Here is a 16,382-nt window from a genome sequence, read left to right as displayed (position 1 = left end):
TAGCCTCAAAACAAAAAAGTCTAATTCCTGAAACTATCAGGAAACAGTTCTGGCGTTAAATATCAGCGACCAGATTTGCTTTATCTACGTCGTTAAAATCGACGGTAAATTCTTGATTATCGACAGTTAATATTAACTGTTCACCATTAACGGCAGTTAACTCACCTTTAAACTTGCGTCGTCCATCTACACCTACGTGACAACGAACCTCAACCACTTTGCCGACAAACTGCTCAAAATGCGCCAGGGTAAAGAGTGGTCGATCAAGTCCAGGAGAAGATACTTCTAGCGTATACTGGCTTGATATAGGGTCTTCCACTTCTAAAATGCCACTTGCCTGATGACTTACGCTAGCACAATCATCAACATTGATGCCATTCTCATGGTCAATATAAATTCTTAATACCGAATGCTTTCCTTGAGAAATATATTCAATTCCCAAAAATTCATACCCCAACGCTTCTGCTGCCGGGCGTAACATTTCGGTCAACTGGTCGACTTTCGACATTCCAATCCTCAATATAAGCTGAAGAACTATTTATTAATGTATAGTCCGCTATTTAATCTTTATTTAGCCAACATATCGTTTCTGGAACCAATAATTGGCATTTTCCAGAAACAAAAAATGGGCTCATTAAGGCCCATTCCGCAATACATCTGGAGACTTACCCCTGCTCTGTCGACTTTCCTGCTATTAATATAGCTTAAGAAATCAGACTAAAACAGGTGAACGCACCTTACCTCTTTACCTTCATGAAAACTGCTCAACAATTGTACAGCATTTTTCATGATTTACTAAAAAGCCCCATATAGGGGCTTCTTAGAATCAAGAATTTGGTAGCGGGGGCCGGATTTGAACCAACGACCTTCGGGTTATGAGCCCGACGAGCTACCAGACTGCTCCACCCCGCATCAACGTGGACGGAATTCTAACGAAAGCTTGAGCCAATAACAAGTGCTAATCTTAATTCTATGACATTATTTTTTACTAGCTCCCCAAAATCGCACAATAATCGTTCAACCTGCGGATATTAGGGGGTATTTAGGGTATGCTTTACCCAATTTCATTCATAGTGTTCAAGATAAGAATACAGGTACACGTCTAATAGCTGGAACGCAGGAATATCAAATAGAAATGTTTAACCGCTTATTTTTTACTTATCTTGTGCTCTTCTGGGCATCTATCTTCTCTCTTGCAACACAAGCAAGTCGCTCAACAAGTATTATCAAGCAAACAGGGTTCAAACAATATTCAGTCGAACAAGGACTTAGCCAAAATACCATAAATCATCTATATCAGGACAAACAGAGATTTATGTGGGTAGCCACTAGTGCAGGACTAAATCGTCTAGATGGGAAGCAGGTTGACTTGATTAGCGGTCCTGAACAAGAGCTTTATGCAACAAACATTCTATTCTCCATGCAAGACAGCAATAGTCGAATCTGGACTGGTAACTATGATGCCTTATATCGACTATCTGAAGATTTGACCACTGGAGAAAAGTTTTCTTTACCCAGCTCTTCTCAAGTTGAATACGACAAAAACTTTGCTCTCGACTTAATTGAAGATGAGGATGGTTACTGGATAATCAGCTGGGAAGGATTATTTAAACTGGATCCCGAAGAAAAAGATATTCAATCCTTTAGTTCTATGCAGCACCTTCGGAAAAGCAAAGTCTACGTGCAGAAAGCCCTTTCGCTTGGGCAAACCATCTGGCTGGCGACAAGTAAGGGACTCTATCACTTCAATAAAGCCAATCTAAAGCTGACCAAGCTTGCGATTTCCGAACTAGTGGACGATAAGCCTATTCGCAGTATTTTAAAACTTGATGGAGGGCAACTACTGGTAACAGGCGAAGAAGGGCTGTTTATAATTGAAACAGGAAACTTAAATACTCCACCAAAGCTAGTCTTCGAAAGCTCAGCAGCAATAACAGATATGACTCGTTTCAATAGACAGGTATTTTTTTCTCAAGCAGATAAGCTACTTTCGTTTAATCTGGAAAGCCAGCAAACGACTCATTTGTTTTCCCTATCTGAAATACTTCCAAAATACACCAATTATCACATTAACAAACTCTTTCTGGATCAGAACAAAAAGCTTTGGATCGGAACCAACAGTCAAGGCGCTTTTGTCTGGGATCCCAATAGTCTTTATTTTCAATCTCTATCAGCAAAAACAATGAAACCGGAACTATTACAAGGGAACGGCTCAGTCTGGACCTTCGTAGAGGACACTAGAGGAAATTATTGGCTTGGAAGTGACGAAGGCCTCGACTATTTCGATCAGGAAAACAAAACAATAACTCGAGTTCTCGATGAGAACCACCCAGCACTATCTAGTTCTCAAGCCCGTATCTTTGGGATTAAACCCGCAGGTAACATCCTATGGCTCGCCAGCGGAGATGGATTGATTAGATACGATCATTTATCGAAACAGGTTTCTGTTTATCGTCCCAGCTTTCAACCTTCAAACTATGAACTCTTTGTTTATTCGATAACCATAGTTCCTGAAGGGAATATCTGGTTAGCTACAGATAGTGGCCCCCTGAAATTTAATCCGCATGAAAAAACTTTCAGTTATGAAAATAACCTAATCAGTCAGGAGAATCAGGAAATAGCCAGCCTTGTAAGATATTTTGAAGACCGTCTATGGGTTGGCTTTACTGATCGGCTGGTGATTTACGATTACAACAACAATACGATTGAAAAAGTAATTAGCGTTCAGCATAAAATGAAGAGTTCGGAACTTTATGTCAGCGACTTCTACAAAGATGGAAACAATATCTGGATTTCCTTTGGCGGCGAAGGAATTTATGTATACGATATTAGCAAGGAAACTCCAGCACTTGAAAACCATTTCAGTCCGAGAACAGGTTTTGTTGACGGAATAGTTTTTTCATTACTGCCCCACAAACATTTCCTTTGGGCTGGAACTCATAGCGGTTTAGTAAGAATCAACAGAAATACCGGACACTTTAAAGTATTCGACTATTATGACGGTTTACCAAGCAATGAATTTAATGAAGGCGCAGCATACATTAGCAGTAAAGGAGAAATGCTCTTCGGTGGAGCAAATGGCATTATATTTGTTAGTCCGGAAAAGCTAGAATCTAAATCTCAAGCGCCAAAACCATCGATATCAAAAATTCAAATTCAAGACCGTACGTTAATTGCTGCCTCCAAAGACTTAACGACTACGACTCTTCAACTATCTGAATCAGAAAAACTTATTCAGGTCGATATCACGACCCATGACTACCTAAAACCAAACCAATGGCAATACGAATACTGGCTTAGTGGTGCTACCGCAAAAGCAAAGATAAAGACCTGGGACGATGAAATAACGCTTGCCAATTTCAATACCGGCGAAACAACACTTCATATTCGTACCTATTTACCAGGAGAGGACATCTATTCTGAAGAAACTCAACTCCAATTCAATATGGCGTCACCAATCTGGCAATCTACCGAATTAAATCAGGTTCTTTATTTGATGGTTCCCTTACTTTTAGTGTTGCTGCTTTACCGACGAGTGAAAATTAAGAAGCTCCTTTTTTCCTTACAGCATCAATTAAAAAATAAAGAGGCACAACTCGATCTGGTCCTTCACGATCAACGACGGGGCATTTGGGAATGGAAGCTAATTGGCCAGGATATTATGCAGTCGGAAATCATAATTAGCTTTAGCCAAAATAATAAAGTCGCACTTTCACTGGAGAACTACATCACTATTGTCCATGAAAACGACATCGAGCATATTCGATTATCCTGGTTTGAATTTTTATCGGGCAGGAGACCTGAGTTTAGCGAGTCATATCGTATATTCTTTTTTGATAATTGGGTCTGGAGCAATATATATGGGAGCATCATTGAATATAACAGCAAAGGACTTCCGTCAAAAGCAATCGGTTCGTGGCAGGATATATCAGAGGAAAAAGTATACGAGGAAAACTTAAAGCTTTACAAGCGAGCAATACAAAGTACCCAGGACATAATAGTAATTGCCAATCATAAGCTGGATATTGTAAGTGTTAACAAAGCTTACTCTACAACTACCGGCTTTCCTGCACAGGAAATTCTCAATAAGAACCTTTTAAAAATCGGAAAGAAAAAGTTTTCCTATGAACTGGTTAAACGTCTGCATTACTACACGATTAAAAGCGGAAGCTGGCAAGGAGAATTAATGATACCTCGTCAGTCAGGGCTAAGTTATCCCGCCAATGTTTCAATAGATGTAGTAAAAAATGAGTCAAATCGAAAGAGCTATGTGATAGTAATTTCAGATATTTCGCAATCCACCTCACAAAAGAGTATTCAGGCTGAATCCCTTTATCTCGACAATCTAACGGGACTCCCTAATAGCGCTCTTGCAGATGACAGACTCACTCATGCCATTGACCATGCAAATCAGCAGGGGTCAAATGTTACCCTTGTTCTATTTGCATTGGATAGTTTCAACTTACTCGAACAAACATTTGATACCACAACCATCGATGGTTTAATTAGCGCTGTCAGCCAGTCAATTAGCTCTCACCTCTGTGAAGATGAAACTCTTGCAAGATATGCAAAAAATCGCTTTCTCTTAATCCTTGAAGAGAATGATGAATTTAATACAATTGTATTCAAAGTAGACAAACTGTTAAAAGGAGTTAATAGTCAAGTGTCTGCATTTGCACAAGGGACTGCGCTTTCCGTTAGCGCAGGAATATCTCGATTTCCAGATGATGCCAACAATTGCAAAGCACTTCTTAGATTAGCCAATAAGGCTCTCGATTTAGCGAAAGAAAGAGGTCTTCAACAATATCGCTATTACAATAAAGAGCAACAGCAAATTGCAAGCGATCAGGTAGCAATGAAGAATGCATTAATTAATGCACTGGATAATGAACAGTTCTTTCTAGTATTTCAACCCAAGCTAAGACTAGACACAGAACTTTGTGTCGGCTTTGAGGTTCTTATCCGCTGGCGAACAAACGATGGTAGTGTTCTCTATCCTTCTCAATTTTTGGAAATAGCGAAACGCTCTGGATTAATAAGACAGTTAACCGAATGGATGATAGCAGAATCTTCCAGAGTACTGAGTCAATGGAATCAAGCTGGCTTTAGTACCGCAATTTCGATAAATCTTACTCCACACGGAAGCTACGCAGATACAGGCATTGAGTTTTTACTAAACATGCTCGATGAATACGGATTGGACTCGTCATTAATTCATGTCGAAATAAATGAAGAAGATTTAGCGAAGCAACAGGAGGAAACTTTTGGATTGATCAGACAGCTTGCTAAACATGGAGTAAAAGTTACCGTGGATAACTTTGGTCAATGGTTGCTACCCATATCAAACTTTGGCCACCTTCCTATATATGCAGTAAAACTTGCCAGAAGCTATACCCGGGAAATAGTTGCAAGCTCTCAAGGAGAAGCTATCGCGCAAAGTATTACTCATCTATGTAATCAGTTTGATATTATCGCGACTGCAAAAAGTATTGAAACCAGTGAACAAAAAGACGCATTGATAAAAGTAGGATGTAAGTTTGGACAGGGCTATTTGTTCTCTGACCCTCTAACTGAAAAAGAAGCTTTGAGCTATCTGGAAATAAAAAGCGGTAACTAAAGTTACCGCTTAATTTTAGTTTTTTCAACTTATATTGCAAGTACCTTATTTAAATTGATAACTTGCTTGAGCGTAAAGGAAACGACCTTGGCCACTATGAACCGTGCTAACAAAGCCCATGAAGTCATGGTGACTGAATGGAGGCTCTTCATTAAACAGATTAGTTGCCCCAATACTGAAGGTCATATCTTCAAATCCAAGATAGTTATACACGGCATCAACAGTCATCATTGAGTCAACTGTTTTATCTCCAAAGCCTGTACCGGCATCTCCTTTGAATTCATCGATATAATTGATAGCAACATTTGCATTAGCGTTGTCACCACTCCAGCCAGTAGAGAAAGTCCAGCGCATTTCAGGCTGCTCAAAGTCACCAGCCTCCTTGTAAGGATCATCATTGCGTAACTCTTCATAGTCGAGTACGTAGTTCAATGTGAAACCAAAATCAATTTTACCCATTTCAATTTCCATATCATATCTTAGATCGATATCTAAGCCGGAAGTTTCCAGATCACCAACATTTCTGAAAGAGTCATAGATTTCAACCACTTCCCCTGGGTCGTTTGGATCAGCAGAGTTTAACCTTACGACAACACTAGGATCTCCAGAAAGGTTATCTAACGCCCACTGTGAATAGGAATCAATGATGTCTTCGATATCATAATTGTAATAATCAACAGAAAAGCTCATCTGCTCGTTGACCTGATAAAACCAACCAAAGTTATAGCTGGTAGATTCTTCAGGCTGAAGATCCGGATTACCTTCAAAAACAACAGTATATTCCCGAGGTGCACAGTCCTGTCCAACGGCCGCACAACGTACATTATCAACAAGGGTAGGTGATTCATTAGTCGTCCCTAGTCCAATTTGGTGCAATGACGGAGCTCTGAATGCAGTCCCGTATGAACCACGGAAGACCATATCTTCATTTGGTGCATAGCGGAAAGCTACTTTTGGATTCGTAGTATTACCAAAGTCACTATAATCTTCATAACGAACAGCCAGCTGTAACTCAAATGCTTCGGTGACAGGGATAGCCAACTCACCAAATACGGAGGTATTGTCTCGCTCACCATTCGCTTGAGTCGCTTCAGTACCAAAGACATTGCCACGTAAGTATTGATCATCGGGGTTATCACTAATCGACTCTTCTCGATACTCAGCTCCAACTGCAAGCATTAATTCTCCACTATCCATTTCCATTAACGGGCCGGAAAATGAAATATCGAAAGAACGGTTACTCGATTTACCAATTCTTGTTGTGGTAGTTTCGATATAGTCGAGCGCTTCTTGAGTGTTTGAAGAAGGCTCAAAGGGGTTCCACAATCCACTGTCGATAGCATCCTGAATACGTTCTGAATTAGGGAAGCCATCAACACCTCTTTCTACAGAGTGGCTTCGAATGTAACTAACTGCACTCTCCCAACTCCAGGTTCCCACTTCACCTTCGAGACCAAAAATAGAACGATTGTAATTCGTATCTGTAATTTTAAGACGATTACCGATATCAACAGTACGACGGCGCATTGTTAAATCTTGTTGATAGAAAGGATGCGCAGGATCGTCTGCAAATGGGTGATTTGGGTTATCTCCTGACATAAACAACTCATTAAAGCTTGGACTGCCTGCTCCACGAGTTTTAGTTTTTGCATTTTGAGTGTTTAATTCGATAAATGCATTCACATTTTCGTTAATCTCAAAGCTACCATTATAGATGATGCTGAATCGCTCAGTTTCTGGAACCATAGACATATATGGAGCATAATCATATCGACATAAATTGTTGTCTAAATCAATATCTTCTGGCGCACAAACATCACTACCGAAGGTATCTATTATTCTATTGCCTGGATCAGAGGCTAAAGCAATTGTTCCTGGAATACCTGAAGAGCTTCTGAAATCAACCGCATCAGGATCATTTGGTCTCAGAGCAGCTTGATTAGCTGATCTTGCATAGTCACGATCTGCATATAAAATCTCTTCTCTTTGGTAGTAATCCATAATAAATGTATGGCTTGAATCACGCCCGGAATTTCCCCAGATCATGCTGACATTCTTTTCGCTACCACCGCCATCTGAAGTGCCACCTACTTTGCCTGACAACTCGGCTCCTTCAAAATCATTTTTAAGCTCTATATTGATAACACCAGCGATCGCATCAGAGCCGTAAGTTGCAGATGCACCATCTTTAAGAATATCGATTCTTTTAATAGCGGAGAGAGGTATATTATTTATATCAACAAAAGCTGTCTGGATGTTTTTTGCGAAAGGAGACACAGACACTCGGCGGCCATTAATCAAAATCAGAGTGGAGTCAGCTCCTAGTCCGCGAAGCGATACACTAGAGCCACCATTTGCGGTATCATCGCTACTATTACCTTGAGTTGAGAAAGTACCTTGTCCTGATATAGGCAGCTTCTCAAACAAACCAATCATGTCAGTCACACCGGTTTTAATAATATCTTCAGCGCTCAGACTTGTTATCGGTGAAGGGCCTTCCATATCACTGCGTTTAATATGAGAGCCCACGATTGTCATTTTCTGTTCTTTATCTTCGTCACCTTCAGTTTCTTCAGCAAAGGCAAAATTCCCAGATAGAGATAAAGATAGCAAAACAGCTATGTTTATCGAGTTCCGTCTGAATAAGTTGTCGTTTTTCATTTTTCTTCTTCTCCCTTATTGGATGCCAGTTGTTTTTTAGTTGTAAATCTACGCACAGACTCAAGAACCTAGCACCTGTCTACCCCATACATCCTGCTAACTGTATTATCCAAGCATGCCGAGGTGTAGGCTCTTAAAAAGGCGTCATCGTGTTATAAATTGCCGAAATAAGAAAAGAAAGGTCTAAGTGAAAGTTTTTCCCAAAATATCTCATTCTACTATTTATTTTTTTACGATTAATCCGAACACTTACCTATTAATTCTGGCGCAGCTAGAACCTTAGCAAAAATACCGGTATAAGTTGATATTAAAACTTTTAAGAAATGTAACAGTGGGTAACACCATACCACCAAATGATTTAGCGGCTGGTCAAAAAGGTTTGCTTCAGGATAAATTCGAAAAAGATAACATTAAGACTAGTTTATTTAGAATTGGCCTAATCTACGACCATCACCGTTGATATAAATGAACATCGCGTTGAGGAAAAGGGATCTGAATATTATTTTCATTAAAAAGGTTATAAACATTTTCATTTAAAATATCTGTCACCTTTCCACGAAGAACGGGCTCAGCTACCCAGCACAGAAGCTCAAAGTTTAGCGCTGAGTCTCCAAAAGTTCTAAACCTGACCCTGGCCTCAGGAGACGCTTCAACACCATTGGTTTGCGCAGCAGCTTTTAACAAGGTCTGACGAACCAATGTGATATCCGAACCGTAAGCTACACCTATGGGAATTCTAATTCTGTATTTTGAGTGCGGCCCGGCTGTCTCATTAATGACTTTAGTATTACCCATTATTGCGTTAGGTATCGTGATTTCCACATCTGAGCGAGTCAAAATGCGAGTACTCCGAATACCTATATGGGTAACCATTCCCCGCTCTCCACTATCAAGAACAATATAGTCTCCAATTTTATAGGGAGAGTCAGCCATGATAAAAACGCCAGCAAACAAGTTGGCCAGTGTGTCCTTTGCCGCAAAACTTAGTGCTAACCCCAAAATACCCGCTGATGCGACCCAGGCTGAAACATCGATATCCCAGGCAACAAAGATGAAATAGATGCCTGCACCATAAAATATGATGATTGCCAGGTTGTCAAACAAGGGTAAGGTATGGCGTTGTACTATCTTAAATTTGGCGTCATCTCGACTTAAATGATGCAATAGAAATCTTGAAAATTTGACGACAAAGTGTACCCAGTAAAAAATGGCGATGGTCAGTAGAATTGATTCCAAAAGAGGAAGTTGCTGCGTGATAAGCTGAGAGCGAGCCACGGCCAGATAGGCCCCCAAAAGCAAAATAGTTAAGCTTACCGGCTTTCGAAGCAAGCCAAATAACTTATCGTCTATCAAATTTTGAGTGCGCCCGGCACCATGAGTATGAAGTCGGCTTAAAACTAATTTGGCGACAGCAGATAACAACGCTGCCACCAAAAATATCAACGCAGACTGTATCAGAAGATTATCCGAAATTAGCGGCAAGTAGGTTTTTATTAGTTCTTTTAACCAGTCCATGGCCAACAAATTACCCCATTAAATTAAAAGCGGTCAAACAATACTGGTAGATACTATCAGGAAGCAATCCTAAAAAGAGCAAGAGTAAACAATTGACACTAATTGCGATTTTTAACGAGCGACTAGAAGAAATTTCAGGGGCGTCAACCGCTTCTGCAAAGTACATTTCCTTAACCACTCGCAGGTAGTAGAAAAGACCAACCACTGAAAAAGCGATAGCAACAATCGCTTCAACAACATAGCCGTTAATTATCAAATTTCTGAAGATTTCCAATTTCGGCCAGAAACCTATAAATGGAGGAATTCCGGCCATTGAAATCATGACAATGGAAAAAAGTAAGGCATACCATGGATGGTAGCGGCCTAACCCTCTCAAGTCAGTTACTTTTTGATACTCCTTGTTTTCGGAGCTCATGAAAATTACGATCCCGAATCCGGCTAGTGTCATTAATGCGTAGACGATAATGTAGTACATGGCGGCAGAAAAGCTTTCCTGAGTTCCAGGCACGACACCAAGCAAGAAATAGCCAATGTGCGCAATGGCAGAGTACGCAAGTAGTCTCTTAAGATTATTTTGCGAAACAGCGATAACATTCCCCAGAATAACCGATAGCAAAGCGACAATAAGAATCATGCTCGCCCACTGACTGATAGACTGACCGAATGCTTCTGAAAGAAGACGCATGGTCATCCCAAATGCGGCAATTTTAGGAACGCTTGCGATGAAGGCAGTAATTGAACTAGGAGCGCCATGATAAATATCCGGTAGCCACATATGGAAAGGCACTGCACCAAACTTAAAAGATAGCCCGATAACAATAAAAACCAGTCCAAATTGCCCTACCAGACCGATAGAGTTTTCTGAAAAGTGCTTTGCTACATCAGCAATAAGTAAACTTCCTGTTGCGCCGTAAATAAGCGATACACCGTACAGGATAAATCCAGAGGCTAACCCTCCCATCACAAAATATTTCACCGCTGATTCCGAAGCGACGGAAGAGTCTCTTTGCAATGCAACTAATGCGTATAGAGATAAAGATAAAAGTTCCAGGCCTAAATAAACAACCAGAAAACTATTCGCAGAAACCATTATCATCATACCTAACACAGAAAAAAGTGTTAACAGGTAGTATTCGCCCCGCATCAAGTTGCGATGACTAATGAATGAACGAGCATAAAACAAAGCCAGAAATGTTATAGCGTAAATAGATAATTTCAGAACAGTCGCCAATTCATCAGTAACCCAGTGCCCGTCAAACGAAATAATTCTTTCCGCGCCCAAAGAATTGAAACCTAGAACAAACAAAACAATCAGGCTTGCCTGAGTCAAAGTAAAGGTCAGCACCCGTTCTTTATCTCTCTGGAACAAATCCACAATCATAATGACACAGAGAGCACATAACAGAAAAATCTCTGAAGTAATTAAGGAAAAATTCATTGATTCATTCATTAGGAACACATTCCTTCAGGAGACAGTTTGGATACAAGATTACAGTCAATTAAATGCTCTACGCTTGGCTGCATAATATCGAGTAGCGGAGCAGGATAAAGCCCAAATGCGAGTACCATTACGGCAAGGATAATCATTACTATTGTTTCGCGGGAAACCAGATCCTTGAGTGAAGCAACCTGCTCATTGGCTATTTCACCAAACATGACTCGTTTATACATCCAAAGCGAATAGGCTGCAGCCAAAATCAAAGTTAATCCGGCAAAAGCCGCAATCCAGAAGTTTACTTGCAAGCTGGCAATAATAACTAAAAACTCACCAACGAAACCAGATGTCCCCGGTAACCCGGAATTAGCCATAGAGAACAGCATAAAGAACATAGCAAAACGAGGCATAGTATTAACTACACCACCGTAGTCAGCAATTTCCCGACTATGCATTCTGTCGTATAAAACACCAATACAGAGAAAAAGAGCGCCGGAAATAAAACCGTGAGAAATCATTTGCACCAGTCCGCCCTGTATACCCATGATCGCCGCGTCAATGTGTTTTCCTGCAACCAGAGAAAAGCTGATAAAAAGGCCTAGAGTTACAAATCCCATATGAGCAATTGATGAATAGGCGACCAGCTTCTTCATGTCTTTTTGGGCAAGAGCTACCAGACCTATGTAACCAACAGCTATCAATGAAAGAACAATCATAAAGTCAGCCATAGCCATTGAAGCATCGGGAACTATAGGCAGCATAAACCGGATAAATCCGTAGGTTCCCATTTTAAGCATTATTGCGGCCAGAATTACCGAGCCACCAGTTGGGGCTTGCACATGTGCGTCAGGAAGCCAGGTATGAACAGGCCACATTGGTACCTTTACAGCAAAAGCAATCAGGAAAGCAAAGAAAATCAGCTTTTGGATATCCAGCTCAGGCATCACTAGCTGCTGCATAGCCAGGATATCAAAACTTCCTGCTTGCATCCCAAGATAGATAAGCGCAATCAACAGAAAAACCGAACCGAAAAAAGTATAAATAAAGAACTTCAAAGTTGCGTAAATTCGGTTTGGTCCCCCCCAGATACCAATAATCAAAAACATTGGAACCAGCATTGCTTCCCAGAATACATAAAACAAAATAGCATCGGTTGCGGCAAACACACCATTCATCAGGCCGCCCATAATTAAAAAACCGGCCAAGTAGTGAGATATTCTATTGGAAACATTATTCCAGCTAGAGATCACGACTATCAGGGTCATCAACGAAGTTAAAACAATTAATGGGTAGGAGAAACCGTCAACACCAAGAGAGTACCGAATATTTAGCGACTCAATCCACGGCTCATCTTCAACAAACTGCATCAGATAGCGGGTCGAATCGAACTCAAATAACGCCCAAATGCTTAGAAAAAAAGTAGCGCCAGCAGTTATTAGCGCTAACCATTGAGTAGCGCCTTTGTGCTTTTGACCCGAACCAAAAATTACCAGCAAGGCACCGATAATTGGCAGCCAAATAAGCAAACTGAGTATGGGTAGTTTATCGATCATTCTTTTACTTAAACCCTTAAATCGTTGTCACTATTAGATAGAAACCACTAATGATGAAGCTGTTGTGTAACTTGTTAACCCGCTAACGCGTGCCAATAAACCCAACCTAAAAATGCCAGCAACCCGACTACCATTACCAATACGTAATGATACAGATAACCACTTTGAATCTTTCGCACCTGACCAGAAATTGCGGCGACAGTTTTCGCGCTACCGTTAACTATCCAGCTATCTATCAATCCGGCATCAATCCACTGCCACAATTTCTTTCCAAGTCCGACACTTCCGGCGGAAAAGTAATCAATATACATTTTATCGAAGTAGTAATTATTTCTAAGTACACCATTAACCAGAGATAGTTTTTTATCAACTACAGAGCGCCAGCCAGGCTTAACGACTGTAAACCAGTAAGCCACAAATACCCCTGAAGCAGCTAACCAGAAAGGCAGAGTCTGGACTGCATGTAATCCAAGCCCCCAAACATTTTGATAACCTTCAACCATTGGAGACAAAACATCATGTTCCTTAGCCACAAATATCGCATCACCAAAGAAACTACCGGAAACGATCGGCGTTGCGATAAACCAGCTGACAATCACAGAAGGTATCGCCAACAATACTAATGGAAGCCACACCACAGCGGGCGATTCTCTCAAATGCGAGCGAGTATGTTTATCCATTCGCTCTTCCGTGTGGAACACAAGGAAAAACATACGGAATGAATAAAGTGCGGTAAAGAAAACGCCGATAAGTACGGCATAATAGGCATAGTCAGCGGCAGCTAAACGAGAATGATGAACTGCTTCAATAATCGCTTCCTTAGAATAAAAACCAGAGAAGAACGGAGTTCCAATAAGCGCCAATGATCCAATCAAACTGGTAATATAAGTAATCGGCATATACTTCCTCAGATTACCCATTTTTCGAATATCCTGCTCGTGATGCATGGCGATAATAACCGAACCTGCAGCCAGGAATAATAAAGCTTTAAAGAAAGCGTGAGTGGCCAGATGGAAAATTCCTACAGAGTAGGCGGAAGCGCCGAGAGCAACCACCATGTAGCCAAGTTGCGAGAGCGTAGAATATGCCACCACTCGTTTAATATCATTTTGAATCACGCCCAAAAAGCCCATAAAAAGAGCAGTTGTGGCACCAATCACTAAAATAACATTTAGCGCAACTTCCGAAAGTTCAAACAGAGGCGACATTCTAGCCACCATAAAGACGCCGGCGGTTACCATGGTTGCAGCATGAATCAGTGCAGAAATCGGAGTCGGGCCTTCCATCGAGTCAGGCAGCCACACATGCAGCGGAACCTGAGCGGATTTACCCATAGCACCAATAAAAAGTCCAATACAGGTAAAAGTAATTCCCGACCAAACCATAGTTTCGCTTACCGGAATGTCGATATCCTGAAAACCTTGTACCACCTGCTGGAAAACCGGGGCGTAATCCAGAGTTCCGAAGATCATGTAGACGCCAGCTATACCAAGCAGGAACCCAAAATCCCCTACGCGGTTAACCAGAAAGGCTTTTAGGTTGGCAAATATTGCTGTCGGCTTTTTATACCAGAATCCGATCAGAAGATAAGAAACCAGGCCAACTGCTTCCCATCCGAAAAATAGCTGGAGGAAATTATTCGACATGACCAAAGTCAGCATCGCGAAAGTAAATAGCGAAATATAGGAGAAGAAACGCTGGTAACCGGGATCATCTTTCATATAGCCAATGGTATAAACATGCACCATGAGCGAGACAAAAGTTACCACAGTCATCATAGTGACGGTCAAAGAGTCAATCAAGAGACCAACCTGCAGCTTTAATCCGCCGAGAGTAGCCCAGTTATAGAGAGTAATATTAGCAGCCTCCAGGCCACCAAAGGCAAACCCGAGCGCGATATTAATCGAGAGACCACAGGCAACTGCCACCGAAGCGATAGTGATTCGATGCGACCAGGCGCGTCCGATAAAATTGCCACCCAGACCTGCAACTACAGAGGCAGCTAAGGGAAGTAACATGATAGCGAGCAATTGATTCTGCATAGTTTTCGCCTTGGCTATCCTTTCAATTGGTTAAGTTGTTCAACGTCAATGGTGGCACGGTTTCTAAATAAAACGACAATGATTGCCAATCCGATTGCAGCTTCTGCGGCAGCAACAGTTAATATAAAGAAAACAAAAACCTGCCCAGCGGTATCTTCGAGATAGTGCGCGAAAGCGATGAAGTTGGTATTGACCGCAAGCAACATTAACTCGATACACATTAATAAGGTAATCACATTTTTTCGATTAATAATGATTCCTGCGATACTAATCGAGAATAATATAGCGCTTAGAATTAGATAATCGGTTAAACCTATCATGACTGTTTCTCGCTTTGATTGACTGCCAGTTCATCGGAAGTTTCATTAGCAGAAACCACAGGATCAACTTTCACTATTTTCAGGCGATTTTTCTTGTTAGCCGCTAATTGCTTGCTAATATTTTGACTCTTACGATTACGACGGCCACGGAAAGTCAATGAGATTGCAGCAATAATAGCAACAAGCAAAATAACAGCAGCGATTTCAAAGGCTATGAAATATTCCGTATAGATAACGCGCCCCAAAGCCTTAATATTCGAATAATCGGCAGCTTTCGCGGCGGGTTCAGCAAACTTTTCTGCAGAAAATTCGCCATGAGTTAAAAAACTGTAAAGTACTACAAAAAAAGCAATCGCGATTATAAGAGCAATGGGCAATTTTTTAACAAAACCTTGCCTGAGAGCAGCATAATCGACGTCAAGCATCATTACGACAAAGAGCAAGAGCACCATTACCGCGCCCACGTATACCACGATTAAACTAATCGCCAGAAACTCTGCCTCCAGTAGAAGCCAGATTGCAGAAGCGGAAGCAAAAGTCAGCACTAGAAACAGCGCAGCTTTAACTGAGTTTTTGCTACTTATAACCATTATGGCGGCAAATATAAGCCAGGCAGCAAAACTATAAAAAACGATGGCTTGAAAAGTCATTGAATGATCTCTAAATCTCTTTTCCAGTTATTTTCTATTAATCACTAATACGATAATTATTCAGGTATAGCTTTAGCTACCTGTACTTAGCATCGGCTTCACGATCAGCAGCAATCTGATCTTCATGAATACGCCCCATTTCCAACAACATATCTTTAGTCATAATGTGTAAGCCGCGTTCTTCAAAGTGGTAATCAAATACTCGAGTTTCCACTATAGAATCGACCGGGCATGATTCTTCACAAAAGCCACAAAAAATACATTTAAATAAATCAATTTCATATTTTGTCGTTCGACGCGTGCCGTCATCTTCACGCGGGCCAGCTTCGATTGTAATCGCAGCAGCAGGACAAACAGCTTCACAAAGTTTACATGCAATACAACGCTCTTCCCCATTAGGGTAAGTCCGTAACGCATGCAGCCCCCTGAACCTCGGCGACTGAGGAGTTTTCTCTTCCGGGTACTGCACGGTAATTTTTTTGCGGAACATATTCGCAAAGGTGACTTTCATCCCCTTGAGAAGCTCGATCAGCAGAAAACTATTAATAAACTGTTTAAATTGTTTCATCAGTTCTTCAAGTAATGCCTA

10 protein-coding genes and 1 tRNA gene are annotated in these 16,382 nt (G+C 41.0%); 1 reads left to right on the top strand and 10 read right to left on the bottom strand.

Features of this window, described 5'->3' with window-relative positions; genetic code table 11:
* Nucleotides 1-55: 55 nt before the first annotated feature.
* Both rimP and IYN84_RS12195 read right to left on the bottom strand, forming a co-directional pair.
* Nucleotides 56-508, bottom strand: a complete 453-nt coding sequence (gene rimP, locus IYN84_RS12200; RefSeq protein ID WP_196139489.1) for a ribosome maturation factor RimP — start codon at nt 506-508, stop codon at nt 56-58.
* 327 nt (nt 509-835) lie between these two features.
* Nucleotides 836-912: transfer RNA gene (locus tag IYN84_RS12195), tRNA-Met, on the bottom strand.
* 223 nt (nt 913-1,135) lie between these two features.
* Here IYN84_RS12195 and IYN84_RS12190 point away from each other — a divergent pair.
* On the top strand, nt 1,136-5,617 hold the full coding sequence (locus IYN84_RS12190; RefSeq protein WP_196139488.1) for an EAL domain-containing protein: 4,482 nt from the start codon (nt 1,136-1,138) through the stop codon (nt 5,615-5,617).
* 45 nt (nt 5,618-5,662) lie between these two features.
* On the opposite strand, the gene IYN84_RS12185 is transcribed toward IYN84_RS12190, so the two are convergent.
* From IYN84_RS12185 to nuoI, 8 genes are all read right to left on the bottom strand, one after another.
* Entirely contained in the window at nt 5,663-8,278 is a 2,616-nt protein-coding gene (locus IYN84_RS12185) for a TonB-dependent siderophore receptor (RefSeq protein ID WP_196139487.1), read from the bottom strand.
* 450 nt (nt 8,279-8,728) lie between these two features.
* Entirely contained in the window at nt 8,729-9,793 is a 1,065-nt protein-coding gene (locus tag IYN84_RS12180; RefSeq protein ID WP_196139486.1) for a mechanosensitive ion channel family protein, read from the bottom strand.
* 10 nt (nt 9,794-9,803) lie between these two features.
* Nucleotides 9,804-11,243, bottom strand: a complete 1,440-nt coding sequence (gene nuoN, locus IYN84_RS12175; RefSeq protein ID WP_196139485.1) for an NADH-quinone oxidoreductase subunit NuoN — start codon at nt 11,241-11,243, stop codon at nt 9,804-9,806.
* Nucleotides 11,243-12,781, bottom strand: a complete 1,539-nt coding sequence (locus tag IYN84_RS12170; protein ID WP_196139484.1) for an NADH-quinone oxidoreductase subunit M — start codon at nt 12,779-12,781, stop codon at nt 11,243-11,245. The genes nuoN and IYN84_RS12170 overlap by 1 nt, the downstream gene beginning before the upstream one ends.
* Nucleotides 12,782-12,855: 74 nt before the next feature.
* Entirely contained in the window at nt 12,856-14,823 is a 1,968-nt protein-coding gene (gene nuoL, locus IYN84_RS12165) for an NADH-quinone oxidoreductase subunit L (RefSeq protein WP_196139483.1), read from the bottom strand.
* Nucleotides 14,824-14,837: 14 nt separating this feature from the next.
* Nucleotides 14,838-15,143: an NADH-quinone oxidoreductase subunit NuoK gene (gene nuoK, locus IYN84_RS12160; protein WP_196139482.1), complete on the bottom strand. Its 306-nt coding sequence runs from the start codon at nt 15,141-15,143 to the stop codon at nt 14,838-14,840.
* Nucleotides 15,140-15,793 carry an NADH-quinone oxidoreductase subunit J gene (locus IYN84_RS12155; RefSeq protein ID WP_196139481.1) on the bottom strand — a complete coding sequence of 218 codons (654 nt, stop codon included), beginning with the start codon at nt 15,791-15,793 and terminating at the stop codon, nt 15,140-15,142. Before IYN84_RS12155 ends, nuoK begins: the two co-directional genes overlap by 4 nt.
* A 76-nt stretch (nt 15,794-15,869) precedes the next feature.
* The gene (gene nuoI / locus IYN84_RS12150) at nt 15,870-16,361 is read right to left on the bottom strand and encodes an NADH-quinone oxidoreductase subunit NuoI (protein ID WP_196139480.1); all 492 of its coding nucleotides are present in this window, start codon (nt 16,359-16,361) and stop codon (nt 15,870-15,872) included.
* Nucleotides 16,362-16,382: the final 21 nt, after the last annotated feature.

The sequence above is a fragment of the Aliikangiella sp. G2MR2-5 genome, assembly GCF_015687155.1.
Taxonomy (GTDB): Bacteria; Pseudomonadota; Gammaproteobacteria; order Enterobacterales; family Kangiellaceae; genus Aliikangiella.
This window is presented reverse-complemented; position numbering and strand designations above follow the sequence as displayed.

What these genes read in the sequence shown, in the direction of transcription:
- rimP (WP_196139489.1), bottom strand. Translation starts at nt 508, where the DNA reads ATGTCGAAAGTCGACCAGTTGACCGAAATGTTACGCCCGGCAGCAGAA.
- IYN84_RS12190 (WP_196139488.1), top strand. Translation starts at nt 1,136, where the DNA reads ATGTTTAACCGCTTATTTTTTACTTATCTTGTGCTCTTCTGGGCATCT.
- IYN84_RS12185 (WP_196139487.1), bottom strand. Translation starts at nt 8,278, where the DNA reads ATGAAAAACGACAACTTATTCAGACGGAACTCGATAAACATAGCTGTT.
- IYN84_RS12180 (WP_196139486.1), bottom strand. Translation starts at nt 9,793, where the DNA reads ATGGACTGGTTAAAAGAACTAATAAAAACCTACTTGCCGCTAATTTCG.
- nuoN (WP_196139485.1), bottom strand. Translation starts at nt 11,243, where the DNA reads ATGAATGAATCAATGAATTTTTCCTTAATTACTTCAGAGATTTTTCTG.
- IYN84_RS12170 (WP_196139484.1), bottom strand. Translation starts at nt 12,781, where the DNA reads ATGATCGATAAACTACCCATACTCAGTTTGCTTATTTGGCTGCCAATT.
- nuoL (WP_196139483.1), bottom strand. Translation starts at nt 14,823, where the DNA reads ATGCAGAATCAATTGCTCGCTATCATGTTACTTCCCTTAGCTGCCTCT.
- nuoK (WP_196139482.1), bottom strand. Translation starts at nt 15,143, where the DNA reads ATGATAGGTTTAACCGATTATCTAATTCTAAGCGCTATATTATTCTCG.
- IYN84_RS12155 (WP_196139481.1), bottom strand. Translation starts at nt 15,793, where the DNA reads ATGACTTTTCAAGCCATCGTTTTTTATAGTTTTGCTGCCTGGCTTATA.
- nuoI (WP_196139480.1), bottom strand. Translation starts at nt 16,361, where the DNA reads ATGAAACAATTTAAACAGTTTATTAATAGTTTTCTGCTGATCGAGCTT.